We start from the raw sequence: 26,122 nt of genomic DNA, 5'->3' as shown, positions 1-26,122 counted from the left end.
CCCGGTTGGGAGTAATCCTATATCTTTCAAAGACGTAACTGAATGTTGTTTTTTTCGTGCTGGTGTGACCAGAGTGAAATATTTACAATTCCCGACAATTGGGGAATGAGGAAAGTTGAGTGGAAAGGTTTGATGCCATTGTGATCGGCGCCGGTGCGGCGGGAATGTTTTGTGCGGCGCAGGCGGGGCAGTTGGGCTGCCGGGTGCTGCTGCTCGATAATGGCAAAAAGCCGGGGCGCAAAATCCTGATGTCCGGCGGCGGCCGCTGCAACTTTACTAACATGTATGTCGAACCCGCGGCATATCTCAGCCAAAACCCGCATTTTTGCAAATCTGCGCTGGCGCGCTATACCCAGTGGGACTTTATCGAGCTGGTTGGCAAATATGGTATTGCCTGGCATGAGAAGACCTTAGGTCAGCTGTTTTGCGATGATTCCGCGGAGCAAATCGTCAATCTGCTGCTGTCGGAATGTGAAAAAGGCGGCGTACAGATCCGTCTGCGCAGCGAAATTCTCATCGTCGAACGCGATGAACAAGGCTACCGGCTACAGGTGAACGGCGAAATGCTGACGGCGAAGAAGCTGGTGATCGCTTCCGGCGGCCTGTCGATGCCGGGGCTGGGCGCGTCGCCGTTTGGTTACAAGGTGGCCGAACAGTTTGGTCTGAAGGTGCTGCCGACCCGCGCGGGTCTGGTGCCGTTTACCCTGCATAAACCGCTGCTTGAGCAGCTGCAGGTGCTTTCCGGCGTTTCGGTGCCCTCTACGATTACCGCCGAGAACGGTACGCTGTTTCGCGAAAACCTGCTATTTACCCATCGTGGCCTTTCCGGCCCGGCGGTGCTGCAGATTTCCAGCTACTGGCAGCCCGGCGAGTTTGTCACCGTCAACCTGCTGCCGGACTGTGATCTTGAGGCGTTCTTCAACGAGCAGCGGGGCGCTCATCCCAACCAAAGCCTGAAAAACACCCTCGCGATGCAGCTGCCGAAGCGGCTGGTCGAATGTTTACAGCAGCTTGGGCAGATACCTGATGTGACACTGAAGCAACTGAACGTTCGCGATCAGCAGGCGCTGGTGGAGACGCTAACCGCGTGGCGCGTGCAGCCGAACGGAACTGAAGGTTATCGTACCGCGGAAGTGACCCTCGGCGGCGTGGATACCAATGAGCTTTCGTCACGCACCATGGAGGCGCGCAAAGCGCCGGGGCTTTACTTTATCGGTGAAGTGATGGACGTCACCGGCTGGCTTGGCGGCTATAACTTCCAGTGGGCGTGGTCAAGCGCCTGGGCCTGCGCGCAGGCGCTGGCGGAAGCTTAATCAGAGAGCCCGGGGCACCCTGGCGCCCGGGCTGTTTCGATCAGTTCAACCCAAGAAAATACTGGGCGATTTTGAAATAGATAATCAGCCCGGTGCCATCTATCAGCGTGGCGATAAACGGCGCGGAAACCACCGCCGGGTCGATACCGATCCGCTTAAGCAACATCGGAATAACCGAAGACACCACCGCGCTCCACAGGGTAATGCAGACCAGCGTCAGGCTGACGATCAGCGTGATTTCCATGCCAATCCCCATCATCCAGGCGCGCAGGCAGCCCGCCAGACCCAGGGTCAGGGCAATCAGAAACGAGGTCGACACCTCTTTGCGGATAACCCGTCCCATGTCACGTAAACGGACTTCACCCAGCGCCATCGAACGCACCAGCGTTGAGGTGATCTGAGTTCCGCTGTTGCCGCCGGTGCCGATCAGTAACGGGATGAAGAAGGCCAGCGCGATGGCCGATTCCAGCGCCTCTTCAAAATGCTGCAGCACGCTGCTGGTGTAGGCTTCGGCAACAAATAACAGTAGCAGCCAGACCGAGCGTTTCTTCCACAGCGTCCACGGACTGATTTCCAGATACGGTTTTTCCAGCGGTAGCGTCGCCCCCTGCAGCTGGGCGTCTTCGGTGACGTCATCCTCCAGCAGATGGGCAATTTCTTTTTCCATCAGGCAGCCGACCAGCTCGCCTTTATCGACAACCGGCACCAGATCGAGGCCGCGCTCGGTGAGTTCGGCAATAACCTGAGGGCGCTCATCGTCGGGTTTGACGCGAAACAGACAGCTATCCATCAGGTAGCGAATAGACTGGCCTACCTCTGCCTCCTGCAAAAGTTTTTTGACTGATAAGCTGCCGCGCAGCTTGTTACCGGCGACGACAAATACCTGGCCGGGAATATCGTCGCTGGCGAGCTGCGAGATAAAGTGTTCACGCGCCTCATGGACGCTGAAATGTTCCTGCAGCGTAATAAAGTCGGTACGCATGTACTGGGCGATCGCATCGCCGTCGAAGCCAGAGGTCGCCTGATGCGCGGCGCAGAGTTGAATGGAAGACATGATTAAAATCCCTATAAAAAATCACTCATAGGGGCGAACAAGACAGGGTTAGCACAGGCAGATCCCTACGTCCTGGTTTTAGCACTGCATAACGTATCTGAACGGTTAATACCGCCAGAAGTTACCTTGGCAACACCTTGATTCGATGGAAGCCTGTATTTCCCTGAGTGGTCTCTCTCGATACCAACAGGGCGGTAACTTGTATTTATGCAGGAGCCTCGCCATAACGAGATCGTTAAATGAGGCGCCATTATTGGCGAACAGGGATAATTAACAAAGCGTATAGTTTATGTGGTTTATCAACTGTTGATAAACAAACTTCATCAGGACACAGCTTGACTTCATCTTGTGCTATCATGATATTGACTTCAATGGATGAAGTCATGGAGCAAGGCGATGGAGCAGCAGGTTTTATCTTTACGTAAAAAACAGCGCAACACGCTGGAGCAGCTGTTTAAAACCCCCGTGCCGCAGGGTATTAAATGGGCCGACATTGAATCGCTAATTAAAGCGTTAGGTGGGGAGATTAAAGAAGGACGCGGCTCGCGCTGTAAATTTTTGTTGAACCACAGCATTGCCAGCTTTCACAGGCCTCACCCTTCGCCGGATACTGACAAAGGCGCCGTGGAGAGCGTGCGCGATTGGTTAATCACTATAGGAGTAAAACCATGATCAAACCTAAAACGCCAAATTCAATGGAGATTGCCGGGCAGCCTGCTGTTATCAACTACGTGCCTGAACTCAATGCATTCCGCGGTAAGTTCCTGGGATTATCAGGATATTGCGATTTTGTTTCCGATAGCATTCAAGGGTTACAACAGGAGGGCGAGATATCATTACAGGAATATCTTGCTGATTGTCGTGAAGCGGGCATCGAGCCTTATGCTCAGCCGGAAAAGCTGAAAACCTTCACATTGCGCTATCCTGAATCATTTGGTGAGCGTCTTAGCTCCGCCGCTGCAGAGGAGCAGGTTTCCGTAAATACCTGGATCCTTGAGACGCTCAATGAACGTCTCAAACAGGCTTAAAACAATCTGCATCAAATTGCCATCGTTTTAATTATCATCCGCTAAACACCGCAAATGCCCATGCCGCACGCCGCGCTGGGCAATCACCTCGTCGGCAAAATGCTGTACTTCGTCCATGTTGCCTTTCAGCACCGCGATCTCCAGACAGTCATTATGATTGATGTGGACATGTAACGTGGCGACCGAGAGATCGTGATGCTGATGCGAAGAGGCGACCAGCCGGCTCGCCAGTTCGCGTTTTTCATGCTCATACACGTACGACAGGACCGCATAGCCGTGCTGCGCCGGCAGCTGTAGCGGATTATGGTGGAGCGCGTCACGCAGAATATCGCGCACCGCTTCCGAGCGGTTGTGGTACCCGCGGTGGGCGCTGTGCGCGTCGAGCGCGGCCAGCAGATCATCATCCAGAGTCAGGGTTACGCGCTGCATAGCATGGCCTCGTTAAGCAGAGTGCGGGGAAAGGGCGGGAGTACCGCGCGCTGTAGCGCCTGTCCGGCAGCGGATGTAAGGCGCAGCGGCAAACTCACTGCGGCCGTTTCGACGATGCGTCCGCTATCCATCACCAGTACCCGTTGGCAAAAACGCTCCACCAGCCGCAGGTCGTGGGTAATAAACAGGCAGGCGGTGGCGAACTGCGCCTGCAGGCGTTTGAGCAGGGCGATAATATCCGCCTGAAGCATCAGATCGAGATTCGATACCGCTTCGTCGAGAATTAATAGCTGCGGCCCGACCACCAGCGCCCGCGCCAGGCACACGCGCTGCAGCTGTCCGCCGCTGAGCTGCGCCGGACGCTTGTCGAGCAGTACCGGGGCGAGGTCAACCGCCAGCAGCATCTCCTCCACCCGCTGCATACGCTCTTCCCGCGATAAACTAAACAGGTGCCGCAGCGGCTCGCTGATAATCTCGCGCACCGTTTTGCGCGGATTCACTGCGCTAATGGCATCCTGAAACACCAGCTGAATATCGCGGCGAAAGGCGCCGATCGCCTCCCCCTTCAGGGAGGTCAGCGACGCGCCGCGCCAGGCGACATCGCCATACCGCGGCGTTTCGAGACCGACCAGCATCCGCGCCAGGGTACTTTTGCCGCAGCCGCTGCGCCCGAGCAGCGCCACCGTTTCACCGAGGGCGATGTCGAACTGGATATCGCGCAATACCGCACCGTGGTGGGGATAATCGTGGCTCACTGCGTTCACGCTGAGTAAATTCATGGTGTTTTCTCCAGGCCATATAGCGCCAGATGGGCGGCCAGCAGGCGCTGGCTGAGCGGGTGCTGTGGGGCGCTAAATAGCGTGTTAACGTCGCAGCGTTCAACAAGACGGCCGTTTTCCATCACCGCCACGTCATGCGCCAGCCGGGCGACAACGCCCATATCATGGGTCACCAGCAGCAGCCCCTGCCCGCGGTTGGCGACGATATCCGCCAGCAGGTCGAGAATGCGCGCCTGGGCGACGGCATCAAGGTCGGTGGTCGGTTCGTCGGCGATGATAAACGGCGCGCGACTGAGCAGGGCCAGGGCCACCATCATCCGCTGCAGCATGCCCCCGCTCATCTCGAAGGGATAGCGCTTGAGCAGCGAGAGCGGATTTTCCAGCCCCACCTCTTCCATCGCTGCCAGCAGCGCGACGTTATTGGCCTCGTGGCCCGCTGCCCGGCAGGTTTCCCGCGCATGCGCCGCCATGGAGTGCAGCGGATTAAAGGCGCTGCGCGGGTTTTGCATAATGGTGGCGATGGTCGCGCCGCGCAGCTGTTCACCGTATACCGGGATACCGTCGAGCAGCACCCGGCCCGCGGTTTGTCTGACGCCGGGCGGTAAAATGCCGAGCGTGGCGGCGCAGGTCAGCGATTTACCGCTGCCGCTACTGCCGAGCAGCGCCAGTACCTGACCGCGACGCAGGGTTAGGGAAACGTCGCTGACCAGCGGACGGTCGGCGACGAGCGAAAGTTGTTCCAGTTGGATCTTTTGCGGCATCAGTGGTTATGCTTCGCGATCAGCTGAGGATCGAGACGATCGCGCAGCGCGTCGCCCACCAGATTAAAAGCCATCACGCTGATAAACAGCGCCAGTCCGGGCCAGACCATTTGCAGCGGCTGCGTCCAGATGTACTGGCGGGCGTCGTTGATCATCACTCCCCATTCCGCCGTCGGCGCGCTGACGCCGAGGCCGAGGAATGACATCCCGGCTACGTGGAGCATCATATGACCGATATCCAGCGAGGCGAGCACCAGCAGCGAAGGGATCACCGCGCCGGCCAGATGGTCACGAAACAATGGCCAATGTCCCGCGCCGCTCAGGCGCGCGGCGAGAATAAACTCGCGCTGGCGCAGAGAGACCACCAGATTGCGCACCATCCTTGCGTACCAGGCCCAGTGCGACAGCGCAATGGCGATAATCACGTTGCTAAGACCGGTACCGAGTACACCGACCATAAAGAATGACAGTATTGAAGTCGGGAAGGTCATAAACAGCTCGGCCAGGCGCATCAGGCCGCGATCGACACGTCCGCCCACCATCCCGGCGGCGCCGCCCACCGTAAGGCCGATCAGCAGCACCAGCAGCAGGCAGGCCATCACCGCGCCCAGCGAGACGCGGGTGGCGGCGAGAAGGCGCGAGAAAATATCCCGCCCGAGATGATCGGTGCCGAGCCAGTGGGCGTCGCCCGGAGAGAGCAGACGTTGATGGAGATCGATGGCCGCCGGGTCATAGGGCAGCCACCAGCCGCTGCTCATGGCGATTGCCGCCAGCAGCGCAATAGTGAGTAGCGCCAGTTTTACCGGCCAGCGGAAGGTCGCGAACAGCGTCATACGGCGGCCTCCTCATGGCGGCGCAGGCGCGGATCGAGCGCGGCGTTAAGCAGGTCGACCGCCAGATTGGCCAGCACGAACACCGCCACCATCATCAGGGTAAAGCACTGGATCACCGGATAGTCGCGGTTGAAAATCGCGGAAACCGCATAGCGACCGACGCCGGGCCAGGCGAAGATATTTTCGATGATCATCGTCCCGCCGATTAGCTCGCCGATGTGCATACCCAGCGCCGTCACTACCGGCAACGTCGCGTTACGCAGCACGTGTCGCCGCTCCACCTGACCCTCGCTCAGCCCGCGCAGACGCGCCCAGACCACGTGGCGCTGGCTGGACACTTCCAGCATGCTGGCGCGCAGCAGACGGGCATTGATCGCCAGCGACATCAGGGCGATGGAAAACGCCGGTAGCAGCAGATGTCGCCAGCCGCCGTAGCCCATCGCCGGTAGCCAGCGCAGATGGACGGAAAAGAGCATTACCAGCAAAAATGCCAGCCAGAAGTTGGGCATTGAGACGCCGAGGAAGGCAATCAATCGTACGGCGAAATCAGGTAAGCGGTCGCGATGCCGCGCCGCCCAGATCCCCAGCGGTAGCGAGGTCAGCAGAATAATCACCAGCGCCGCGCCGGTGAGCTGCAGCGTCGCGGGCAGAAAATGCAGCAGGTCGTCCAGCACCGGGCGCTGGCTGGCGTAGGAGACGCCAAAATCGAGATGCAGCGCGCGCCACAGCCAGTGTAGATACTGCAGCGCCAGCGGCTGATTGAGCCCGAGCTGCTCGCGGGTAGCGGCAATCATTTCGCTGGTGGGCGGCACGTTAGAGAGGCGCAGATAGTCCAGTGCCGGGTCGCCGGCGCCAAGACGTAATAACAGGAAGATGATCGCCGAGGCGGCAAGCAGCATCAGCGGTAGCGGTAGCAGGCGGCGAAGAAGATATTTCAGCATCATGGCGCCACCGGCGTAATCAGCTCTAACGGCAGATCGGTGGTCACCGGCGCGAAGGGCACTTCGCCCAGCGTTTTGCGGGCGACGGACATCAGCGAGACGTAGCTTATCGGCAGATAGACCGCTTCGTTGTGCAGACGGGTGAGGATATCGCGATACAGTTCGCGACGGCGGCCCTCGTCGGTGGTAGTCAGGACCTCGCCGATCTCTTTATCAATCACGGCTTTATCCGGCAGTCCGCGCTGCGCCTGATAGTCGGCGTGCGAAGCGACGCGCATTGAGCTCATAAACGCGTGCGGGTCGAACGGCGCGCCCCAGGTATGGTTGAAGATCATCGTGAAGCGGCCATCGTGCTGGCGAGCATAGATACTGCTCTCCTCTTCGCCGACCAGCCCGACATCGATCCCTACCTGGCGCAGATCGGCCTGGATGATTTCCGCCATCGATTTGGCCAGCGCATCGGTGCCGATAAACGCCAGTTCAAGATGCAACGGGTGCCCGTCTTTTTCACGAATATCCTTGCCGGGCGTTAGCGTCCAGCCGGCGTTTTCCAGCAGCGTACGGGCCTTATCCGGATTGAAGCGGCGCGGCGGCAGGTCATCCGGCGCGTAAGGTACCGAGGGCGCGAAAAGCGTGTCGGCAACCTGTTGGGTGCCGTACAGCACGCCGTCAATGAGCGCCTGTTTATTGACGGCATAGTTAAGTGCCTCGCGTACCGCCAGTTCATTCGTTGGCGCTTGCAGCGTATTGAGCGCCAGCATCACGGTTTGCGTCGGGGCGGAAAGACGCGTGCGATACTCGTCCTGCTGGCGAAAACGGGCGAACGTATCCAGCGGCAGTAGCCCTTCATCACCGTACAGCAGATCAACTTCACCGGTTTCAAAGGCGACCGCCCGGCTGGTGGCGTCGGGGATCACTTTCACGGTGACTTTCTCAAGCGCCGGTTTTTTGCCCCAGTAGCGCGGGTTGCGTACCAGCACATCCTGCTGATTAAGCTGCGAACTGGACAGCATCCACGGACCGGTGCCGATGGGCGCCTTGATGCCTCGCTGCGTACTACCGTCAACAAACTGCGAGGGGGCGATAAAACGAAACGGGCGGGGAAGGGCGAGTTCCTGCAGGAACGGGTAGTAGGCGCTTTTCAGGGTGATTTGTAGTTCGTTATCGCTGAGCGCTTGAACGTCGGTTATCTGATTGGTCAACTCCAGCCAGGCGTGCCGCTGGCGGTTGGCCAGCACCGCCTGGAAATTGGCCACTGCGGCCTGGGCGTTAAACGGTTCGCCGTTGGAGAAGTAGACATCATCGCGCAGGGTGAAACGCCAGATTTTACCATCGGCTGAGTGGATCCAGCGGGTAGCCAGCCAGGGTGTAACCCGGCCATCGGCCTGATATTTGACTAACGGCTCATACACCATACTTTGGGCGAACATTTGGTTCGGCGTATACAGATGTGGATTGAGAGGACCGACGTTAACCGGCCAGGCGATGGCGATTTCATGCATGGCGGCGGGCGCGAGCAGAGGAATGCAGGCGCAGAGCGCCAGCAAGGTGGTGCGGAAAATAGACAAGGTTTACATCCAGAAGGAACGAAAAGTATGACGATTCTAATAATTTGTCATACTTAAGGAGTAACCTGGATCAATATGATGGGAGAAAACCATAACAAAATCATATGTAGCGTAAGTTTACGATTGTCTGAACAAATCCAGCAGGGTGGTGACCTGTTCATCGAGCGGCGCCAGATCCCGCTTCACTATCAAATGCAGCGGCGTGGCGCGGCGAGCGCCATGGCTCAACGGCAGCGCTTTCAGCACGCCCTGTTCCAGGTGTGCGCGGATTCGTTCCTCCGGCAACCAACCGAATCCCACCTGATACAGCACCGCATCGATAGCGGCATCAATGGTAGAAAAGGTCCAGGCATCGCGCGTGGATGAGGCGTCGCCGCTACGGTCGGCAATGCGGATCAGCGGCCAGGGGGCCAGCGCGTTGTCGTCCAGCGGTTCTTCCGATTGCGACAGCGGATGGTCGCGATGGGCGACCGCGATAAAATCGATATTCATCAGCCATTCGCCGCGTCCGGTAATATCCTGGCGACGCGTTAAGACCATCACGTCGGCCTCGCTGCGGGCGGCGCTAGCCTCATCGATGTTTTCCAGCACTTCGGTCAGCCGGACCTGAGTTTGCGGGTAGCGTTGCTGAAACTGTCGCAAAATGGCGAAGAGCCGCTGGCGGGGAAAAATGCTGTCGACGACCAGATCCAGGCGGGTGCGCGCGCCGTTGCGCAGCGTCGCGGCGTGGGTCTCAACCCACGAAAAGGCCTTCAGTAGCGGTTTCACCTGATTAAGCAGCAGTTCGCCAGCGGGCGTCAGCACCGCCCGTCGCCCGGACGGCGCCAGCAGCGCCACCCCTAAACGTTCCTGCAGCAGCGCCAGGTTATAGCTCACCGAAGACTGGCTGCGGTTGGTCTCTTCCGCGGCTTTGGCAAAACTGCCCAGCTCAATCACCTTTTCCAATAGCGCCCATTGTTCCAGCGTGGTCTTGTGCATGATTCATCTAAAAATTAGATTATTTTTATCCAAACATAGCGTTATTCATTCAATTTTTAAAGCCGTATTCTTACCTCAACGAAACAGAGGAGAATAAATAATGAGCACTTTTGACAAACATGACCTCAGCGGTTTTATCGGTAAACATCTGGTTTATACCTACGACAACGGCTGGAACTACGAAATTTACGTTAAAAATGGCACCACTCTGGACTATCGTATTCACAGCGGTATCGTTGCTAATCGTTGGGTGAAAGACCAGCATGCGTACATCGTGCGGGTAGGCGAAAGCATTTATAAAATTTCCTGGACTGAACCAACCGGTACCGACGTCAGCCTGATCGTCAACCTGGGCGACAAACTGTTCCACGGCACCATATTCTTCCCCCGCTGGATCATGAATAACCCGGAAAAAACCGTCTGCTTCCAGAACGATCATATTCCGTTAATGAACGCTTATCGTGACGCCGGCCCGGCCTACCCGACCGAAGTGATTGATGAATTCGCGACTATCACCTTTGTTCGCGATTGCGGCGCGGATAATAACGATGTAATTAATTGCCCGGCTAATGAATTACCCGCAGATTTTCCTGCAAATTTGTAATACAGCAGAAATAATTCTGTGATCTAACGCTAATTTTTCCGCTAGATTAAAACGTAAATAAATATTTATTGCGGGCTGGTTGACGATTCGTTTACTTTCACCCGTTAAGCCCCAGTTTTCTCTATGAAACTGGGGCTTTTTGCTGCTAATTCCTGCCATAAGAAAATACTATCTATCTGATTATCAATGAGATATTACTATTCTCGCGAATAATATTAATTTCTTAATATTATCCTAAGCAACAGCGACTAGATTTATAACCGTCGAAATACCCTGGAATGAAATGTGGCGGTGAACCGACTTCATTTTCATTTTGTTTAAGTCCGCTGGCGCAGGATATTTCTTTCTACCGGCCCCCTTTTTTAGTGGGTTATTAATAGAACAGGAAAAAGATGAGCGAATTTCTGCCGTTTTCGCGCCCGTCGATGGGCGACGCAGAGCTGGCTGCGCTGCGTGAAGTTTTGCAATCAGGATGGATCACTACCGGTCCTAAAAACCAGGCGCTGGAAGAGGCGTTTTGCCAACTGACCGGCAACCGCCACGCCATCGCCGTCAGCTCCGCTACCGGCGGTATGCACGTTACGCTAATGGCGATGGGCATTGGCCCTGGCGACGAAGTGATCACCCCTTCGCAAACCTGGGTCTCGACGCTGAACATGATCTGTCTGCTGGGCGCTACGCCGGTGATGATCGATGTCGACCACGACAATCTGATGATTACCCCTGAGGCGGTGGAAGCGGCGATCACTTCGCGGACGAAAGCGATTATACCTGTCCACTACGCGGGCGCGCCTGCGGATATCGATGCGATCCGCGCCGTTGGCGAGCGCCACGGTATACCGGTAATCGAAGATGCCGCGCATGCCGCGGGAACGCACTATAAAGGCCGCCACGTCGGCTGGCGCGGCACCGCGATTTTCTCGTTCCACGCGATCAAAAATATGACCTGCGCCGAAGGGGGGCTTATCGTCACCGATGATGACGAGCTGGCTTCCCGCATCCGCAGCCTCAAATTCCACGGCCTGGGCGTTGACGCCTACGACCGCCAGACCCACGGCCGCGCACCGCAGGCGGAAGTGATTACCCCCGGCTTCAAATACAATCTGGCCGATATCAACGCCGCGCTGGCGCTGGTGCAGCTGGATAAGCTGGCGCAGGCGAATCAACGTCGCGCTGAAATCGCCCAACGCTACCTGCGCGAGCTGGCGGATACCCCCTTTAAGCCGCTGACCATTCCGGCATGGGATCACCAACACGCCTGGCACCTGTTTATTATCCGCGTTGATGAAGCGGCCTGCGGCATCAGCCGCGATGTCCTGATGGAAAAACTCAAAGCCATGGGCATAGGCACCGGTCTGCACTTCCGCGCGGCCCATACGCAAAAGTATTACCGCGAGCGTTTTCCTGAAGTTTCGTTACCGAATACCGAATGGAACAGCGCGCGCATTTGTTCTATCCCGCTGTTCCCGGATATGACCGACGACGATGTCACCCGCGTCATTACCGCGCTGCATCAGTTGTCAGGACGTTGATATGCTTACTTATCCTCCCGTAAAAAAAGTCTCGGTGGTGATCCCGGTTTATAACGAACAGGATAGTCTGCCGGAGCTGCTGCGTCGGACCGACGCCGCCTGTGCGACGCTAGGGCGCCAATATGAAATTCTGCTGATCGACGACGGCAGCAGCGACGATTCCGCGCGCATGCTGACCGAGGCCGCCGAAGCCGAAGGCAGCCACGTGGTGGCGGTGCTGTTGAACCGCAACTACGGCCAGCACTCGGCGATTATGGCCGGTTTCAGCCATGTCACCGGCGATCTGATCATCACCCTCGATGCCGACCTACAAAATCCGCCGGAAGAGATCCCGCGGCTGGTGGCAAAAGCCGATGAAGGCTATGACGTGGTCGGTACCGTGCGCCAGAACCGTCAGGACAGCATCTTCCGTAAATCTGCCTCGAAGATGATTAACCGCCTGATTCAGCGAACCACCGGTAAAGCCATGGGCGATTACGGTTGCATGTTGCGTGCCTATCGCCGCCATATCATCGACGCCATGCTCAACTGCCATGAGCGCAGCACCTTTATCCCGATTCTGGCGAATACCTTCGCCCGCCGGGCGGTCGAGATCCCGGTGATGCACGCCGAGCGCGAATTCGGCGACTCCAAATATAGCTTCATGCGTCTGATTAACCTGATGTATGACCTGGTGACCTGTCTGACCACCACCCCGCTGCGTTTACTGAGTATTTTCGGCAGCGTGATAGCCCTGTTGGGCTTCGCCTTCGGCCTGCTGCTGGTGGTGCTGCGTCTGGCCTTCGGTCCGCAATGGGCGGCGGAAGGGGTGTTTATGCTCTTCGCCGTGCTGTTCATGTTCATCGGCGCCCAGTTTGTCGGTATGGGCCTGCTCGGGGAATATATCGGCCGCATCTATAACGATGTTCGCGCCCGTCCCCGTTACTTTATTCAACGTGTTGTTCGCCAGCCGGAAACGGCGTCTCAAGAGGAAGATCGTTCATGAAAGCAGTAGTCTTCGCTTATCACGATATGGGTTGCGCAGGTATTCAGTCACTGCTGGGTGCCGGGTATGACATCGCCGCTATTTTCACCCATCCGGATAACCCTGGCGAAAACCAATTCTTTGGTTCCGTTGCCCGCATTGCCGCCGAGCAAGGTATCCCGGTATGGGCGCCGGAAGATGTTAACCATCCGCTGTGGATTGAACGTATTCGCGAGATGAAGCCGGATGTGCTGTTCTCGTTCTACTACCGCAACCTGCTGTGCGATGAGATCCTCAATATCGCGCCGAAGGGGGCTTTCAACCTGCATGGTTCTCTGCTGCCGAAATACCGCGGTCGCGCGCCGCTGAATTGGGTACTGGTCAACGGCGAAAGCGAAACCGGAGTGACCCTGCACCGGATGGTTAACCACGCCGACGCGGGCGATATCGTCGCTCAACAAGCTGTGGCTATCGGCCCGGATGACGCGGCGCTGGCGCTGCACCGTAAGCTGTGTGCCGCTGCCTCCGATCTGCTGGGCCAGGCGCTGCCGGCTATTCGTGAGGGTAAGACTGAGGAGCGGGCGCAGGACCACAGCCAGGCGACCTACGTTGGCCGTCGTACCCCGGAAGACGGGCGTCTCGATTGGGACAAACCGGCGCAGACTCTGCACAACCTGGTGCGCGCGGTATCCGATCCGTGGCCGGGCGCCTTCGCCTATGCCGGCGCGAACAAATTTATCGTCTGGAAATCCCGCGTGCGCGCCGATCTGCCGGCGGCGAAACCCGGCACCGTTATCTCCGTCGCGCCGCTAGTGGTTGCCTGTCAGCAGGGGGCGCTGGAAATCGTCACCGGCCAGACCGAACGCGGCGTTTACATGCAGGGCGCCCAGCTGGCGCAGGCGCTGGGGCTGGTGAGCAGCGCGGTGCTGAGCAGCAAACCGGTGGTGGCGGTGAAGCGCCGTACCCGCGTGCTGATCCTCGGCGTCAACGGCTTTATCGGTAACCACCTGACCGAGCGCCTGTTGCAGGACGACAACTATGAGATTTACGGCCTGGATATCGGCTCCGACGCCATCAGCCGTTTCCTTGACTGCCCGCGTTTCCACTTCGTTGAAGGCGATATCAGCATTCACTCCGAGTGGATCGAATACCACATTAAGAAATGCGATGTGGTACTGCCGCTGGTCGCGATCGCGACGCCTATCGAATACACCCGTAACCCGCTGCGCGTGTTCGAACTGGATTTCGAAGAGAACCTGAAGATCATCCGTGACTGCGTGAAATACAATAAGCGCATTATCTTCCCGTCGACCTCGGAAGTGTACGGCATGTGCACCGACAAAAACTTCGACGAAGATAATTCCAATCTGGTGGTCGGGCCGATCAACAAACAGCGTTGGATCTACTCGGTTTCTAAACAGCTGCTGGACCGCGTGATCTGGGCCTATGGCGATAAGAACGGCCTCAAGTTCACCCTGTTCCGTCCGTTCAACTGGATGGGGCCGCGTCTGGATAACCTTAATGCCGCACGTATCGGTAGCTCCCGCGCCATCACTCAGCTGATCCTCAACCTGGTGGAAGGTTCGCCGATTAAGCTTATCGAAGGCGGCAAACAGAAGCGCTGCTTCACCGATATCAGCGACGGTATCGAAGCGTTGTTCCGCATCATTGAGAACAAAGATGGTCGCTGCGATGGTCAGATCATCAACATCGGTAACCCGGAAAACGAAGCTAGCATCAAAGAGCTGGCGGAAATGCTGCTCGCCTGCTTCGAGCGCCATCCGCTGCGCGATCGCTTCCCGCCGTTCGCCGGCTTCCGCGAAGTGGAAAGCAGCGATTACTACGGTAAAGGCTACCAGGACGTTGAGCATCGTAAACCGAGCATTCGCAACGCGAAACGCTGCCTGAACTGGGAACCGACCGTCGAGATGGAAGAGACCGTTGAACACACTCTGGACTTCTTCCTGCGCACCGTTGAGCTCACGGACGATAAAAACTCATGAAACAAGTCGGCTTACGCATAGATGTCGATACCTTTCGCGGGACGCGTGATGGCGTACCGCGGCTGCTGGCCCTGCTGGGCAAGCACGGGATTCAGGCAAGCTTCTTTTTCAGCGTCGGGCCGGACAATATGGGGCGCCATTTATGGCGCCTGGTAAAACCGAAGTTTCTGTGGAAAATGCTGCGCTCCAACGCGGCCTCGCTGTATGGCTGGGATATTCTGCTGGCCGGCACCGCGTGGCCGGGGCGCAGGATTGGCGCGGGTAACGAAGAGGTTATTCGCGCCGCCGCGCACATCCATGAAGTGGGCCTGCACGCCTGGGACCACTACAGCTGGCAAGCGTGGAGCGGCGTCTGGCCGCAGGAACGTCTGACGCTGGAAATTGAACGCGGTCTGCTCGAACTGGAACGCATTATCGGCCGCCCGGTGACCTGCTCCGCCGTCGCCGGCTGGCGTGCCGACCAGCGGGTGGTAAAAGCGAAAGAATCCTTCGATTTCCTCTACAACAGCGATTGTCGCGGCACGCGGCCATTCCTGCCGCAGATTGGCGGCGGGGGCTCCGGCACCGTACAAATTCCGGTGACGCTTCCCACCTGGGATGAAGTCGTCGGTAGCGCTGTGGATACCGCCGGCTTCAACCGCTATCTGCTGGACTGCATTCATCGTGACAAGGGAACGCCGGTCTATACCATCCACGCCGAAGTGGAAGGCATTGCCTACGCCGATCAGTTCGATGCGCTGCTGACCATGGCGGAGGAAGAAGAAATACAATTTTGCCCACTGAGCCAGCTGCTGCCCGCTGACTTTAGCGAGCTGCCGTCAGGCAAAGTGGTCCGTGGTGAGCTGGCTGGCCGGGAAGGTTGGCTTGGACGTGAACAATTACTGGGCTCGGGTGTATGAAAAGCATTCGTTATGGCATCTCTCTGGTTGTACTCTTTGCGCTGTATTACTTATTGCCGTTAAATTTCCGTTTGCTGTGGCAGCCTGATGAAACCCGCTATGCCGAGATCAGTCGTGAAATGCTGGCCTCCGGCGACTGGGTGGTGCCGCATCTGCTGGGCCTGCGTTACTTTGAAAAGCCGATTGCCGGTTACTGGATTAACAGTATTGGCCAGTGGCTATTTGGTCATAATAACTTTGGCGTGCGTTTCGGTTCGGTCTTCGCCATTACCGTCAGCGCGTTGCTGGTGGCGTGGCTGGCGTGGCGTATTTTCCGCGATAAACGCGTGGCGATCCTGTCGCCGGTTATCTTCCTGACCGCGATGCTGGTATACGGTATCGGAACCTATGCGGTGCTGGATCCGATGATCACCATGTGGCTGGCGCTGGCGATGTGCAGCTTCTGGGGAGCCTCCCAGGCGCAGAGCCGCAGCGGGAAGATGTTGGGTTATGTCCTGCTGGGAGTCGCCTGCGGTATGGGGGTGATGACCAAGGGCTTCCTCGCGCTGGCGGTACCGGTGGTTGGCGTGCTGCCGTGGGTGATGGCGCGTAAACGCTGGCGCGAAGTGCTGACCTACGGCTGGCTGGCGGTGGCGGTCTGTACGTTGGTGGTGCTGCCGTGGGGATTGGCTATTGCCAATCGCGAACCCGATTTCTGGCGCTATTTCTTCTGGGTCGAGCATATTCAGCGTTTCGCTGAGAAAGACGCGCAGCATAAAGCGCCGTTCTGGTACTACATTCCGTTCCTGATTGCCGGTAGCCTGCCGTGGTTGGCGCTGTTACCGGGCGCACTGAAGCGCGGCTGGAGCGAGCGCGATGATGCCCGCGGCGCGCTGTATCTGTTAGGCTGGATAGCGATGCCGTTCCTGTTCTTCAGCATCGCCAAGGGAAAACTGCCGACCTACATTCTGCCGTGCTTTATGCCGCTGTCGATTTTGATGGCCCGCTACGCGCTGGATGCCGCGAAGGCGGGGGCGAAAGCGCTGCGCATCAACGGCATGATCAACCTCGGTTTTGGTCTGGTCGGCCTGGTCGCCGTGCTGGTGGTCTCACCGTTGGGCGTCATGCATAAGCCGGTGTGGACCAGGATAGAGTTGTATAAATGTCTGCTGGCGGCGATTGCCTTTGCCGTATGGGCGCTGATGGGCTGGCTGGCGATAAAAGACAACGGTCGTCGCTGGACGCTGGCCGCCATCTGTCCGCTGGGAGTGGCGCTGCTGGTGGGCTTCGCTATCCCGGATCGGGTTATCGACAGCAAACAGCCGCAGTTTCTGGTGGATATTGTTAGCGAATCGCTGGCGCCAAGCCGCTATGTACTGACCAACAGCGTCGGTATCGGCGCGGGGCTGGCGTGGGAGCTCAAGCGTGACGACATCATCCTGTATGAAAGGCAGGGGGAGCTAAAATATGGCCTCGGATGGCCGGATGCGCAGAGCAAATTCGTGTCGACTCAAGCTTTTGCTGATTGGCTGGCGGCGCACCGCCAGCAGGGACCGATCTCACTGGTGCTGCTGATGGATAAAGGTGAAACGATGAACGAACTGGCGTTACCGAAACCTGATAACTCCTACGAGCTGGGGCGCGTGGTGTTTATTCAGTATCTGCCGCAATGAGTGTCTGGTTCTGCCTGATACTCGCCAGTCTGCTTAGCTGCGCCGGTCAGCTGTGCCAGAAGCAGGCGACCCGGCCGTCCCGTAGCGGGCGGCGCGGGCGGCATATTTTGCTGTGGCTGGGCTTAGCCCTGTTGGCGCTCGGCGGCAGTATGCTGCTGTGGCTGGGGGTGCTGCAGGCGATCCCGGTCGGTATCGCTTATCCGATGCTGAGCCTCAACTTTGTCTGGGTAACGCTGGCGGCATGGGGTATCTGGCGCGAGCCGGTGGCGCGCCGCCACTGGCTTGGCGTCGGGCTGATCGTCGTCGGCATCGCCGTTCTGGGGAGTAGCGTCTGATGGGGTTAATCTGGGCGTTATTGAGCGTCGGGCTGGTCAGCGGCGCGCAGCTGTTACTGCGCAGCGCGATGGTTGAGCTGCCGCCATTGACCGATATCCTGGCTTTCCTCAATCATCTACTGCATATGCGCACCGGTACCTTCAGCCTGGGTTTTGGCCTGGTTGGCTATCTGCTGTCGATGGTCTGCTGGTATTTCGCGCTACACCGCTTGCCGTTGGCCAAAGCTTACGCGCTGCTCAGCCTGAGCTACATTCTGGTGTGGGCCGCCGCCATCTGGCTGCCCGGTTGGCACGAGCCGTTTTACTGGCAATCGCTGCTGGGCGTGCTGATTATTATCGCCGGCGTGCTGACTATCTTCTGGCCGGCCAAGCCGCGCCGTTGAAACCTTGAATGTGCGCCGCCGTCAGCGAGAACGGCGTTGGCGTACAGACCGCAATACTTAACCCTTGATACTGAATCTGGCTTAATGACAGCGCGCCGCGAAAGGCGCTGTCAACAGAGGCCATTTGCCAGGCGCTGCCGCCGCGTTGCTTTACCAGCGCTTCTTTGCGCGTCCAGATTCGCCAAAAGGCGGCTAGCTGCCGCTCCGGCGGTTCGCGCTCCAGTTCCTGATGCTCGCCCTCGCTAAACAGGGCGTTAGCCAACCGCTGCCAGCCGTTGCGCGGACGAATCACTTCGATATCGCAGCCAACCTCGCCTTCATCGCTCAGCAGCAGGGCAATATGGTCGCCGCTGTGGCTAAGGTTAAACCACCGCCCGCAGCCGGGCGGGAAAGCCGGTTTGCCCTGCTCGCCATACGCAATATCCGCCAGCGGGGCCGCCGCATGCGCCAGCAGCGCGCGCCCGGCAAGCCAGCTGGCCCGCCGCGGGCCGTCAGGGGCCTGAGCCGCTAACCCAGTCGGTAACGGTAGGGCGCTAAGCGTTGAGATTTGGCCAAGGATAAGCTGATACATTTCAGGACCAGCGCTGAATAATCATTGAGGTGTTAATACCGCCGAAGGCGAAGTTGTTACTCTGCAGGAATTCACAATCAATCTGGCGCGCTTCGCCCATGATGTAATCCAGTTCTCCGCAATTGGCGTCCGGATTATGCAAATTCAGCGTTGGCGCGAACCAGCCCTCACGCATCATCTGCAGACTCATCCACGCTTCCAGCGCCCCGCAGGCGCCAAGGGTATGGCCGAAATAGCTTTTCAGCGAGGAGATCGGCACGCTATCGCCGTAAATCGCCGCCGTCGCCTGGCTTTCGGCGATATCGCCGCGGTCGGTCGCGGTGCCGTGGGCCGAAATGTAGCCGATATCCCGGGCGCTCAGGCCTGCTATTTTTAATGATTGTTCCATGCAGATCTGCATGGTTTCACGCTGCGGTTGGGTGATATGCGCGGCATCGCAGTTGGTGGCGAAACCGATGATTTCGCCGTAAATGGTCGCCCCGCGTGCTTTGGCGTGCTCCAGTTCTTCCAGAATGAGAGTACCGGCCCCTTCGCCAATCACCAGCCCATCGCGCAGCACATCAAAGGGGGAGGGGGTAATGTCGGGCTGCTCATTGCGCTGGCTGGTAGCAAACAGAGTATCGAATACCGCGGCCTCCGACGGGCAAAGCTCTTCCGCGCCGCCGGCGACCATCACCGTTTGATAGCCGTGGCGAATCGCTTCCCAGGCGTAACCAATCGCCTGGCTTCCGGAGGTACAGGCGCTGGACGTCGGGATCACGCGGCCGCGCAGGCCAAAAAACAGGCCCGTATTGACGGCGGTGGTATGCGGCATCATCTGCACGTAGGTGGTAGCAGTAATATTATTGGTGTGCTTTTCCGTCAACATGGTGGCAAATTCGCTCATCGGGGCGGTACTGCCGGTTGATGAACCGTAGGCGATGCCGGTTTCGCCGTTACTCAGTATGGCATCGTCGATAAGCCCGGCCTGCTCCAGCGCCAGTTCAGTGGCGCGGGTGGAGAGCAACGATACGCGCCCCATCGCGCGAATGCGCTTGCGGGTATAGTGGTCGGGCAGGGTGAAATCATCGATCGGCGCGCCCAGCAGCGTATGCAGCCCGTCGTAAATACGCCACTCCGGCATGGCGCGTACGGCGTTTTTATATCTCTTCAGCCCCGCCGAGACATCCTGCCATTTTTCGCCAAATGCGGTGACGCCACCCATCCCGGTAATGACCACACGGCGTGTCATAACATCCCTCCATTGATGGAAATGACCTGCCGGGTGACATAACCCGCCACATCCGACATTAAATAACTCGCCAGCCCCGCCACTTCTTCCGCCTGTCCCATGCGTTTCATTGGGATCATCGACATCGCCTCTTTCAACGCGGCCTCTTCCATTTCGATCATCCCGGTGTCGATAAGCCCGGGGGCGATGCAGTTCACGGTGATTTTGCGCTTCGCCAGTTCAATCGCCAGCGCTTTGGTGGCGCCGATGATCCCCGCCTTGGCGGCGCTATAGTTGACCTGACCGCGGTTGCCCATCACGCCGGATACGGACGAGAGCGTGATGATACGCCCGCCCTGGCGTGTGCTAATCATCGGCATGATGCACGGATGAATGACGTTGTAGAAGCTGTCGAGGTTGGTGTGGATCACCGCGTCCCAGTCGTCTTCGCCGAGCGCCGGGAAGGCGCCGTCGCGGGCGATGCCGGCGTTGCTGATAATGCCGTACCACGCGCCGTGTTCGGCCATATCCTGCTCAAGGACTTCGCGGCACTGCGTGCGATTGGCGACATCAAAGCTCAGCAGACGTCCCGCGCCGCCGGCGGCGGTAATCGCCTCCAGCGTCTGCTGCGCGCCTGACGCGTCGCGATGATAGTGGACGCCTACCATAAAACCGTCCGCCGCCAGCTGGCAGGCGATGGCGCGACCGATACCTTTGCTGGCGCCGGTAACCAAAACTGAACGACTCATTCTGACGCTCCTTGTTGAAATAGGGTGTTAAGTTCTGTTGGCGTTGGCTGGAAGGTATTAACCCTTCCGCTGGCCAGCAGGTCATCGTCCGCCATCACGGCGCCTTCGAAGCTAGCGAAACGCTCGTCCTGCATGAGCAGTTTAACGGTAATGGACAGTGCTTTGCCGCGCGGCAGGGAGCCGGCCGCGCAGACTAATTCTCGCGCGCCAAGCACCATACCTAATGAGATGGACGCTTGCCCTTTTTGCAGGCGGTGCCAGCCGGACCAGACGCCGACGGTTTGCGCCATTAATTCAAGGGCGAACCAACCGGGGAGATTGCCCTCGGCATCGAGAAATGGCGCCAGGACGCTATGGGGCGAGACCGTGACCCGGCAGGTCGCGGTTTCATCGGTCACATTGACGACCTCTTCCAGCAGCAGCATCGGTGCATCGTGCGGTAGATAGTCGCCGGGCGATAAATAGTGGTTCATTGAATGCTCCCGAGCAGGATGCTGGCGTTGTTACCGCCAAAAGCAAAAGAGTTCGACAGGATAATCGGTCGCGGCAGCGGCTGGGGATGTTCGATGATCCCGCATGGCGGTAGTGTTTCATCGCGCGGCGACTGGCTGAAATCCTGCGCTGGCAGCGGCAGGTTTCGCTGCAGAATCAGCATGCCGATGGCGGCTTCGGTGATCCCCGCGGCGCCCAGCGTGTGTCCGGTCAGGTGTTTCGTTGAACTACAGGGTACCCGAACGCCAAATAGCGCGTTGATGACGTGAGACTCTATTCTATCGTTAAGCGGCGTGGCGGTGCCGTGCAGGTTGATATAACCCACTTGTTCAGGGGCGATGCCCGCATCCCCCAGCGCCTGCTGGATGGCGCGGATCGCCCCCTCTCCTTCAGGATGCGGGGCGGAAATATGCCAGGCGTCGCTGGACTCGCCGATACCCAGTAGCGCGACTGGCTGCGGTTCGCGGGTCAACAGCATCAGCGCCGCCCCTTCGCCGATAGTGATACCGTTACGGTCGCGGGCAAATGGCTGGCACTGCGTCGTGGAGAGCGATTCCAGACTGTGAAAGCCGTTGATCGGCATTCGGCTGAGGGTGTCCGCGCCGCCGACGATCGCCACATCCGCCAGCCCGGCTTCAATTAGTCGGCGTCCGCTGATAATCGCTCTGGCGCTGGAGGAGCAGGCGGTTGACAGCGTAAATGCCGGGCCATCCAGCGCCAGCCAGTGGCTGAGAAAACGCGATGGGTCGCCCAGCTCCTGTTGCGGATATTGCCAGGCCGCGCTTTCCTTGCCGCCAAGCGTCAGGGTGACATGCGCGTCACCCTCATCCAGCCCCGAGGTGCTGGTGCCGAGCACTACGGCCACGCGCTCTCGTCCGTATTGGGCGATGGCGCGATCCACCTGCGGCTGAATTTGCGCCAGCGCCGCCAGCAGCAGCTGATTATTGCGCGAACGATGGGCGCTAAAGGTATCGGGAATGGCGGGCAATTCGCCGTCCACGCCCGCGAACACCGCCTGCGGATGCCCCTGTAGCCACCCCTCGCGCGGACGCATGCCGGGCGCAATACCGCGAGCCAAATTGGCGGCGATATCATCGTTATCGCGGCCCAGCGCGTTAATCATGCCGACGGCGGAAATGTAGATCATCTCAGTCACCCAGGTATTGAATGGTGATGTGGTATTTAAAGACGTGCTGTTCGATGCTGATCGGCACGCGCTGGCCTTTGCGGTTGATATAGGTGATTTCGGTGACCAGCTTCCCGCGCGCGTTACGTAGTTCGCGTTTGTCGCCGCGCTCGGTCAACGTCCACCCTTTTGGCAACTGCGGCAGCCATGCGCTAACCGGCCAGTGGCTGAGCATCACATCGGCCAGCACCTGGCTGGCTGGCGGCAGTTGCGGAACCACCATCGACTGTTCAGCGCGCAGCCCTCTTTCATCATAGGTCACCAGGAACAGGCGGATACCGACGGATGACAGACCCGCCAGCGTGAGCTTTTTATCATCGGCATTGAGCATGACCAGCAGCGACTGGGTTTGGCCGTTGAAGCTGCCGGTGAGCAACTGCTGCGAGCTGATGTCCGGCGAGATACCAGGCGGCGGCAACGTGACGCGCGTACCCGGTTCCAGCCACGCCTGCGGGCGGCCTTGCGGCTCCGGCTGCGAACGGCTGCAGCCGGCCAGCAATAAGGCGGCGAGTAGCGCGAAGGCGCGCCAGAATGATGGTCTTCTCATCGTCTTTTTTTCTCTTTTTTGGTCGGCATCGCTAACGGCGAAAGCAGGAAGGCGGCGAAAATGCCGCTTACCAAAACAATACCAAAACTGCTAATGGCCTGCGTGGTGCTAAACACCAACATGCCGAGCGTCAATAAGGTGGTCATCATCGCCAGGGTGACCGCCAGCAGCGATGTCAGCGGCGTACCGCGCGGGTTGCTGAAAAACAGCGTGTAGTTAATGCCGATGCCCAGTACCAGCACCAGCGCCAGCAAGGAGAACAGGTTAACCGCGTGGCCGCTAAATGCCAGCACCGCCAGCCCGCATCCCAGCGACAATACCGACGGCACCAGGCTAACCAGCCCTTTGCGCCAGCCAAGGCGGAGCATAGCGCCGCAGGCAATCACCGCCAGCGCAACGCCCAGCAGGCCGGTTAGAATGTGGCGGTAGAGCGCGAACAACTGGTCGAAATCGCTTTTGCGATCGACCCACGCAACGCCAGCCTGTTGTGTACTAAGCGTTTTTAGCGCCGCGCTGTCTTTCACGCCGCTTACCGGAACCAGTACGCCGCTTTCGCCATCCGGCAGCGTCAGCCACAGCAGTCGCCAGCCTTCGCTGGCCGGGCTGGCAAGCCAGACGTCGACGGTCACTGGCATCGGGTTGAGATCGGGATTGATCGTTGCCAGTCCGGCGTGGTTCAGCACGTTACTGACGGTGGGCGCGGCGCGTTGCAGCAGGGCAAGATCCTGCTGTTGGCGAGCGAGTGAATTCAGGGGGATAGCGCGATATCCGCCGAGCAGGCCGTCGCTTTGCGCCTGCGTCAGCGCGGGCATAAATGCCTCCAGGCGCTGCAGCGTCTGCTGGGCCGTTTTGCCGTAAATCACAAACCACTTTTGATCGACGCTTTGCCCGGTGAGCGCGGTGATGGCTTTTTCCTGGGCCAGGATATCCTGCGGCAACGCCTGGAGCTGCGAAATATCATCATCCACCCGCAGCGTCGCGAGACCCGCCAGCGAGAACAGGGCCAGCGCGACGGGGAGGCCGATGGACAGCTTTTTATGGCGTCGCCAGGCGGCAAGCCAGCGTAACAACAATGCCATCGCCGGAACCGGGCGCACGGGAAGTCCACGGCACAACCATGGATGCCAGAAAATTACCGTCAGACACGAGGCGCTCAGGCCGACCGCCGCGAAGAGCGCCATCTGGCGAATCGCCGGAAAGGGGGCCAGCATCATAATCAGATAAGCCGCCACGGTAGTAAGTAGCGCCAGCAGCAACGCATGACGCACTTTGGCGAGGCTTTGCCACGGGGTTGATTCCGCGCCATGCACCATCCGTTCGGTCAGATAATAGAGCGTATAGTCGGCGGAGATGCCGATGATGCTCATGCTCATCACCAGGGTCATCAGATGCAGCTCGCCAAATAGCAGCAGCGTGACGACGGTGCCGGCCAGCGCGCCGATGGCGATGGAAATCAGGCACAGCAGCAGCGGGCGCAGCGAACGAAACGTCGCGACGATAAGCAGGATCACGCCGAACAGCGTCGCCGCGCCGAGTGTAGAAATATCGTGCTTCGCCTGCTGACTGGCGTAATCGCTATAGAACACGGTGCCGCGCGACAGCAGCTGCGCCTGCGGATGCTGCGTTTTCCACTGCTTCTCCAGCTCTCCGAGCGTAGTGACCAGCCGGTGCGTCTGCTGCATATCGAATGAGGAACCCGCCAGTTCGCCATGCAACAGATACCAGAGGTTGCCCTGGGCATCTTTGGTCACCAGCCAGCCATCCTGCAGTTGCATCCGCTGGCCGCCTTTCGCCATCGCCAGCTGCGAGCCGCGCATCAACATCAGAGGATCGTTTTGCAGTTCTTTGCCGCTGACGCCGGAAAATGCCGAATAGAGCTGTGAGAGGATCCATTGCGCCTGCGCTTCGCCGCCGTTTTGCAGGCGCGCGCGGGTAGCGGGGTCAATTAAACCGTTACGATGCTGCCAGAAAAAGGTCCCCCAGGCCTGCTGATTATCGGCATTCATTGGGCCTTTGACGTCTGCCAGCGCCTTCGAGGTTTGCAGCAGACGCAGCCAGTCGCCGGCCACCTGCGGGTCGGCCTGTTTACCGGGGCTGACCAGCCAGACCAGCTGGCGATCAAGGCGCTGCATAAAACCGTCGTTCAGGCTGGGCGGGATTGCGCCAAGCGTCTGCTTCGGCAGCATCGCCAGTACGCTGCTGTTGAGCCGGGCCTGCGGCAGCAGCGCCAGCAGCGCGCCCGCCAGGAGCAGGCAGACGACGGCCCATAACAACGCGGGGCGTTTACTGGGTGGCAAAGCGTTGGCGTTCGTCATCGGTCAGTTGCGCAGGCGTCAATTGGTGTTGGGAAAGGGTGATATCGGTGCGATCGCCTTGCTTGTCGTTGAGCTGAATATGTTCCAGATAGTCTTTCCCGGCCAAATCGATGCGGGCAAAAATCTTATCCAGCGGCGTAGTGATGGGCGTCAGGCGCAGCGTCCACTGGCCTTCGCCTTTATCGGCAAATTCCACGCGGAAGTTATCTTCCAGGACTTTTCGATCCGCCTGGAACAGCGCGCGCAGCAAATGGTTGAACTGGAACATCTGCGGATTGTTTTCGGCAGTAATGGTTTGCGGCGGCTGGCCGTTGATCGCCTGCACCATCCGTTTGTCATCCAGCAACAGCTGCATCGGGAACGGTGAGGTTTGATCCCACAGCAACCCCTTATCGCGGGCGATCAACATCTGCCCCTGGGATCGCAGCGGCTGCGGCAGATCCTTAATCGTGCGAACTTGATCGAAGTGGGCGCGTACCACCGGCTGTTCGCTAAATTGTTTTTGCAGGTCATCAAGCGTGAGGGCGCTGACCAGCGGGCTGATAAACAGCCCTAACAGCAGCAGTAATCTCATGGCGTAACCCCCATGCGTTCAAACAGGATATCCGGGCTGACGAAACACATCTCGCGGCTGTTTTCATCCACCGCAACCTGGATGGTGTAGCCGGTGGTGGTGCGCTTGCCGCTATCGACATCAAAAATTTCGTAGCCAATGCGTAGGCGGTTCTCAAACTCTTCTATCCGCGCGCGCACGCGAATGCGCTGCTCGAAGGTGATAACGTCGCGGTATTTCACGCGGGTATCGACCACCGGCCACAAATAGCCTGAGGCTTTCATCTGCCGGTAGCCGTAGTTGAACTGGTTAAGCAGCGCCTCACGGGCAATTTCGAAGTAGCGGAAATAGTTGCCATGCCACACGACGCCCATCATATCGATGTCATGAAACGGAATAGTCAGCTCTACTTCAGCAGTAAAACGGGGATCGTTAAGCACCCT

Annotated in this window: 28 protein-coding genes and 1 riboswitch; of the genes, 11 read left to right on the top strand and 17 right to left on the bottom strand. The window is 58.6% G+C overall.

Annotated features, from left to right (window positions below; genetic code table 11):
- Positions 1-119: 119 nt before the first annotated feature.
- Positions 120-1,313, top strand: coding sequence for a BaiN/RdsA family NAD(P)/FAD-dependent oxidoreductase (locus EAE_RS05840; protein ID WP_015703742.1), 1,194 nt, complete (start codon positions 120-122; stop codon positions 1,311-1,313).
- A 40-nt stretch (positions 1,314-1,353) separates the two neighbouring features.
- Here EAE_RS05840 and EAE_RS05835 read toward each other — a convergent pair whose 3' ends face one another.
- Entirely contained in the window at positions 1,354-2,367 is a 1,014-nt protein-coding gene (locus EAE_RS05835) for a magnesium transporter (RefSeq protein WP_015369274.1), read from the bottom strand.
- Positions 2,368-2,423: 56 nt separating this feature from the next.
- A riboswitch (M-box (ykoK) riboswitch) is annotated at positions 2,424-2,605 on the bottom strand.
- Positions 2,606-2,763: 158 nt separating this feature from the next.
- Between EAE_RS05835 and EAE_RS05830 the strand changes: the two genes are divergently transcribed.
- Both EAE_RS05830 and EAE_RS05825 read left to right on the top strand, forming a co-directional pair.
- Positions 2,764-3,039 (top strand): type II toxin-antitoxin system HicA family toxin, encoded by a 276-nt coding sequence (locus EAE_RS05830; protein ID WP_015703741.1) that lies wholly within the window; start codon positions 2,764-2,766, stop codon positions 3,037-3,039.
- Positions 3,036-3,395 carry a type II toxin-antitoxin system HicB family antitoxin gene (locus EAE_RS05825; RefSeq protein ID WP_015703740.1) on the top strand — a complete coding sequence of 120 codons (360 nt, stop codon included), beginning with the start codon at positions 3,036-3,038 and terminating at the stop codon, positions 3,393-3,395. Before EAE_RS05830 ends, EAE_RS05825 begins: the two co-directional genes overlap by 4 nt.
- A 27-nt stretch (positions 3,396-3,422) precedes the next feature.
- Here EAE_RS05825 and nikR read toward each other — a convergent pair whose 3' ends face one another.
- The 7 genes from nikR to EAE_RS05790 all read right to left on the bottom strand — a co-directional run bounded on the left by nikR (position 3,423) and on the right by EAE_RS05790 (position 9,684).
- Positions 3,423-3,824, bottom strand: coding sequence for a nickel-responsive transcriptional regulator NikR (nikR, locus tag EAE_RS05820; RefSeq protein ID WP_015703739.1), 402 nt, complete (start codon positions 3,822-3,824; stop codon positions 3,423-3,425).
- Positions 3,812-4,603, bottom strand: a complete 792-nt coding sequence (nikE, locus tag EAE_RS05815; protein ID WP_015703738.1) for a nickel import ATP-binding protein NikE — start codon at positions 4,601-4,603, stop codon at positions 3,812-3,814. The genes nikR and nikE overlap by 13 nt, the downstream gene beginning before the upstream one ends.
- Complete coding sequence (locus tag EAE_RS05810; protein WP_015703737.1) at positions 4,600-5,364, bottom strand: nickel import ATP-binding protein NikD; 765 nt, start codon at positions 5,362-5,364, stop codon at positions 4,600-4,602. Before EAE_RS05810 ends, nikE begins: the two co-directional genes overlap by 4 nt.
- A complete protein-coding gene (gene nikC, locus EAE_RS05805) occupies positions 5,364-6,197 on the bottom strand; it encodes a nickel ABC transporter permease subunit NikC (RefSeq protein WP_015703736.1) in 834 nt (277 codons plus the stop codon). The genes EAE_RS05810 and nikC overlap by 1 nt, the downstream gene beginning before the upstream one ends.
- On the bottom strand, positions 6,194-7,138 hold the full coding sequence (gene nikB / locus EAE_RS05800) for a nickel ABC transporter permease subunit NikB (RefSeq protein ID WP_015703735.1): 945 nt from the start codon (positions 7,136-7,138) through the stop codon (positions 6,194-6,196). Before nikB ends, nikC begins: the two co-directional genes overlap by 4 nt.
- Positions 7,138-8,706, bottom strand: a complete 1,569-nt coding sequence (gene nikA, locus EAE_RS05795) for a nickel ABC transporter substrate-binding protein (protein ID WP_015703734.1) — start codon at positions 8,704-8,706, stop codon at positions 7,138-7,140. Before nikA ends, nikB begins: the two co-directional genes overlap by 1 nt.
- A gap of 117 nt (positions 8,707-8,823) precedes the next feature.
- The gene (locus EAE_RS05790; protein ID WP_015703733.1) at positions 8,824-9,684 is read right to left on the bottom strand and encodes a LysR family transcriptional regulator; all 861 of its coding nucleotides are present in this window, start codon (positions 9,682-9,684) and stop codon (positions 8,824-8,826) included.
- 97 nt (positions 9,685-9,781) lie between these two features.
- Between EAE_RS05790 and EAE_RS05785 the strand changes: the two genes are divergently transcribed.
- The 8 genes from EAE_RS05785 to arnF all read left to right on the top strand — a co-directional run bounded on the left by EAE_RS05785 (position 9,782) and on the right by arnF (position 18,056).
- Positions 9,782-10,288 (top strand): phenolic acid decarboxylase, encoded by a 507-nt coding sequence (locus EAE_RS05785; protein WP_026612202.1) that lies wholly within the window; start codon positions 9,782-9,784, stop codon positions 10,286-10,288.
- Between the two features lie 392 nt (positions 10,289-10,680).
- Positions 10,681-11,820, top strand: coding sequence for a UDP-4-amino-4-deoxy-L-arabinose aminotransferase (gene arnB / locus EAE_RS05780; RefSeq protein ID WP_015703732.1), 1,140 nt, complete (start codon positions 10,681-10,683; stop codon positions 11,818-11,820).
- A 1-nt stretch (position 11,821) separates the two neighbouring features.
- Positions 11,822-12,805 carry an undecaprenyl-phosphate 4-deoxy-4-formamido-L-arabinose transferase gene (arnC, locus tag EAE_RS05775; protein ID WP_015369284.1) on the top strand — a complete coding sequence of 328 codons (984 nt, stop codon included), beginning with the start codon at positions 11,822-11,824 and terminating at the stop codon, positions 12,803-12,805.
- Complete coding sequence (gene arnA, locus EAE_RS05770) at positions 12,802-14,787, top strand: bifunctional UDP-4-amino-4-deoxy-L-arabinose formyltransferase/UDP-glucuronic acid oxidase ArnA (RefSeq protein ID WP_015703731.1); 1,986 nt, start codon at positions 12,802-12,804, stop codon at positions 14,785-14,787. The genes arnC and arnA overlap by 4 nt, the downstream gene beginning before the upstream one ends.
- Complete coding sequence (gene arnD, locus EAE_RS05765; protein WP_015703730.1) at positions 14,784-15,686, top strand: 4-deoxy-4-formamido-L-arabinose-phosphoundecaprenol deformylase; 903 nt, start codon at positions 14,784-14,786, stop codon at positions 15,684-15,686. The genes arnA and arnD overlap by 4 nt, the downstream gene beginning before the upstream one ends.
- Positions 15,683-17,338, top strand: a complete 1,656-nt coding sequence (gene arnT, locus EAE_RS05760; RefSeq protein WP_015703729.1) for a lipid IV(A) 4-amino-4-deoxy-L-arabinosyltransferase — start codon at positions 15,683-15,685, stop codon at positions 17,336-17,338. Before arnD ends, arnT begins: the two co-directional genes overlap by 4 nt.
- The gene (arnE, locus tag EAE_RS05755) at positions 17,335-17,673 is read left to right on the top strand and encodes a 4-amino-4-deoxy-L-arabinose-phosphoundecaprenol flippase subunit ArnE (RefSeq protein WP_015703728.1); all 339 of its coding nucleotides are present in this window, start codon (positions 17,335-17,337) and stop codon (positions 17,671-17,673) included. The genes arnT and arnE overlap by 4 nt, the downstream gene beginning before the upstream one ends.
- On the top strand, positions 17,673-18,056 hold the full coding sequence (gene arnF, locus EAE_RS05750; protein ID WP_015703727.1) for a 4-amino-4-deoxy-L-arabinose-phosphoundecaprenol flippase subunit ArnF: 384 nt from the start codon (positions 17,673-17,675) through the stop codon (positions 18,054-18,056). The genes arnE and arnF overlap by 1 nt, the downstream gene beginning before the upstream one ends.
- Here the strand turns inward: arnF and acpT are convergent.
- From acpT to EAE_RS05705, 9 genes are read right to left on the bottom strand one after another with little or no spacing between them, the layout of a single operon-like run.
- Positions 18,025-18,627 (bottom strand): 4'-phosphopantetheinyl transferase AcpT, encoded by a 603-nt coding sequence (gene acpT / locus EAE_RS05745; RefSeq protein ID WP_015703726.1) that lies wholly within the window; start codon positions 18,625-18,627, stop codon positions 18,025-18,027. The two genes, arnF and acpT, sit on opposite strands and share 32 nt — an antisense overlap.
- A gap of 1 nt (position 18,628) precedes the next feature.
- The gene (locus EAE_RS05740; protein WP_015703725.1) at positions 18,629-19,858 is read right to left on the bottom strand and encodes a beta-ketoacyl-ACP synthase; all 1,230 of its coding nucleotides are present in this window, start codon (positions 19,856-19,858) and stop codon (positions 18,629-18,631) included.
- Positions 19,855-20,586, bottom strand: coding sequence for a 3-ketoacyl-ACP reductase FabG2 (locus EAE_RS05735; protein WP_015703724.1), 732 nt, complete (start codon positions 20,584-20,586; stop codon positions 19,855-19,857). The genes EAE_RS05740 and EAE_RS05735 overlap by 4 nt, the downstream gene beginning before the upstream one ends.
- On the bottom strand, positions 20,583-21,059 hold the full coding sequence (locus tag EAE_RS05730; RefSeq protein ID WP_015369293.1) for a hotdog family protein: 477 nt from the start codon (positions 21,057-21,059) through the stop codon (positions 20,583-20,585). The genes EAE_RS05735 and EAE_RS05730 overlap by 4 nt, the downstream gene beginning before the upstream one ends.
- A complete protein-coding gene (locus tag EAE_RS05725) occupies positions 21,056-22,225 on the bottom strand; it encodes a beta-ketoacyl-[acyl-carrier-protein] synthase family protein (RefSeq protein ID WP_015703723.1) in 1,170 nt (389 codons plus the stop codon). Before EAE_RS05725 ends, EAE_RS05730 begins: the two co-directional genes overlap by 4 nt.
- Before the next feature lies 1 nt (position 22,226).
- Entirely contained in the window at positions 22,227-22,811 is a 585-nt protein-coding gene (locus tag EAE_RS05720) for a DUF3261 domain-containing protein (protein WP_015703722.1), read from the bottom strand.
- Positions 22,808-25,126 (bottom strand): MMPL family transporter, encoded by a 2,319-nt coding sequence (locus tag EAE_RS05715; protein ID WP_015703721.1) that lies wholly within the window; start codon positions 25,124-25,126, stop codon positions 22,808-22,810. Before EAE_RS05715 ends, EAE_RS05720 begins: the two co-directional genes overlap by 4 nt.
- Positions 25,095-25,700, bottom strand: a complete 606-nt coding sequence (locus tag EAE_RS05710) for an outer membrane lipoprotein carrier protein LolA (RefSeq protein WP_015703720.1) — start codon at positions 25,698-25,700, stop codon at positions 25,095-25,097. The genes EAE_RS05715 and EAE_RS05710 overlap by 32 nt, the downstream gene beginning before the upstream one ends.
- A complete protein-coding gene (locus EAE_RS05705; RefSeq protein WP_015369298.1) occupies positions 25,697-26,119 on the bottom strand; it encodes an acyl-CoA thioesterase in 423 nt (140 codons plus the stop codon). Before EAE_RS05705 ends, EAE_RS05710 begins: the two co-directional genes overlap by 4 nt.
- Positions 26,120-26,122 lie beyond the last annotated feature (3 nt).

It is taken from the genome of Klebsiella aerogenes KCTC 2190 (assembly GCF_000215745.1).
Lineage (GTDB): Bacteria > Pseudomonadota > Gammaproteobacteria > Enterobacterales > Enterobacteriaceae > Klebsiella > Klebsiella aerogenes.
The sequence above is the reverse complement of the archived record's forward strand: the minus strand, read 5'-3'. Positions and strand labels throughout refer to the sequence as shown.

Coding starts and splice junctions, on each gene's coding strand:
- EAE_RS05730 (WP_015369293.1), bottom strand. CDS start 21,059: ATGAACCACTATTTATCGCCCGGCGACTATCTACCGCACGATGCACCG.
- EAE_RS05825 (WP_015703740.1), top strand. CDS start 3,036: ATGATCAAACCTAAAACGCCAAATTCAATGGAGATTGCCGGGCAGCCT.
- nikC (WP_015703736.1), bottom strand. CDS start 6,197: ATGACGCTGTTCGCGACCTTCCGCTGGCCGGTAAAACTGGCGCTACTC.
- arnE (WP_015703728.1), top strand. CDS start 17,335: ATGAGTGTCTGGTTCTGCCTGATACTCGCCAGTCTGCTTAGCTGCGCC.
- EAE_RS05790 (WP_015703733.1), bottom strand. CDS start 9,684: ATGCACAAGACCACGCTGGAACAATGGGCGCTATTGGAAAAGGTGATT.
- arnC (WP_015369284.1), top strand. CDS start 11,822: ATGCTTACTTATCCTCCCGTAAAAAAAGTCTCGGTGGTGATCCCGGTT.
- EAE_RS05740 (WP_015703725.1), bottom strand. CDS start 19,858: ATGACACGCCGTGTGGTCATTACCGGGATGGGTGGCGTCACCGCATTT.
- arnB (WP_015703732.1), top strand. CDS start 10,681: ATGAGCGAATTTCTGCCGTTTTCGCGCCCGTCGATGGGCGACGCAGAG.
- EAE_RS05710 (WP_015703720.1), bottom strand. CDS start 25,700: ATGAGATTACTGCTGCTGTTAGGGCTGTTTATCAGCCCGCTGGTCAGC.
- EAE_RS05830 (WP_015703741.1), top strand. CDS start 2,764: ATGGAGCAGCAGGTTTTATCTTTACGTAAAAAACAGCGCAACACGCTG.
- arnF (WP_015703727.1), top strand. CDS start 17,673: ATGGGGTTAATCTGGGCGTTATTGAGCGTCGGGCTGGTCAGCGGCGCG.
- EAE_RS05725 (WP_015703723.1), bottom strand. CDS start 22,225: ATGATCTACATTTCCGCCGTCGGCATGATTAACGCGCTGGGCCGCGAT.
- arnA (WP_015703731.1), top strand. CDS start 12,802: ATGAAAGCAGTAGTCTTCGCTTATCACGATATGGGTTGCGCAGGTATT.
- arnD (WP_015703730.1), top strand. CDS start 14,784: ATGAAACAAGTCGGCTTACGCATAGATGTCGATACCTTTCGCGGGACG.
- nikR (WP_015703739.1), bottom strand. CDS start 3,824: ATGCAGCGCGTAACCCTGACTCTGGATGATGATCTGCTGGCCGCGCTC.
- EAE_RS05835 (WP_015369274.1), bottom strand. CDS start 2,367: ATGTCTTCCATTCAACTCTGCGCCGCGCATCAGGCGACCTCTGGCTTC.
- EAE_RS05715 (WP_015703721.1), bottom strand. CDS start 25,126: ATGACGAACGCCAACGCTTTGCCACCCAGTAAACGCCCCGCGTTGTTA.
- arnT (WP_015703729.1), top strand. CDS start 15,683: ATGAAAAGCATTCGTTATGGCATCTCTCTGGTTGTACTCTTTGCGCTG.
- nikE (WP_015703738.1), bottom strand. CDS start 4,603: ATGAATTTACTCAGCGTGAACGCAGTGAGCCACGATTATCCCCACCAC.
- nikB (WP_015703735.1), bottom strand. CDS start 7,138: ATGCTGAAATATCTTCTTCGCCGCCTGCTACCGCTACCGCTGATGCTG.
- acpT (WP_015703726.1), bottom strand. CDS start 18,627: ATGTATCAGCTTATCCTTGGCCAAATCTCAACGCTTAGCGCCCTACCG.
- EAE_RS05720 (WP_015703722.1), bottom strand. CDS start 22,811: ATGAGAAGACCATCATTCTGGCGCGCCTTCGCGCTACTCGCCGCCTTA.
- EAE_RS05810 (WP_015703737.1), bottom strand. CDS start 5,364: ATGCCGCAAAAGATCCAACTGGAACAACTTTCGCTCGTCGCCGACCGT.
- EAE_RS05735 (WP_015703724.1), bottom strand. CDS start 20,586: ATGAGTCGTTCAGTTTTGGTTACCGGCGCCAGCAAAGGTATCGGTCGC.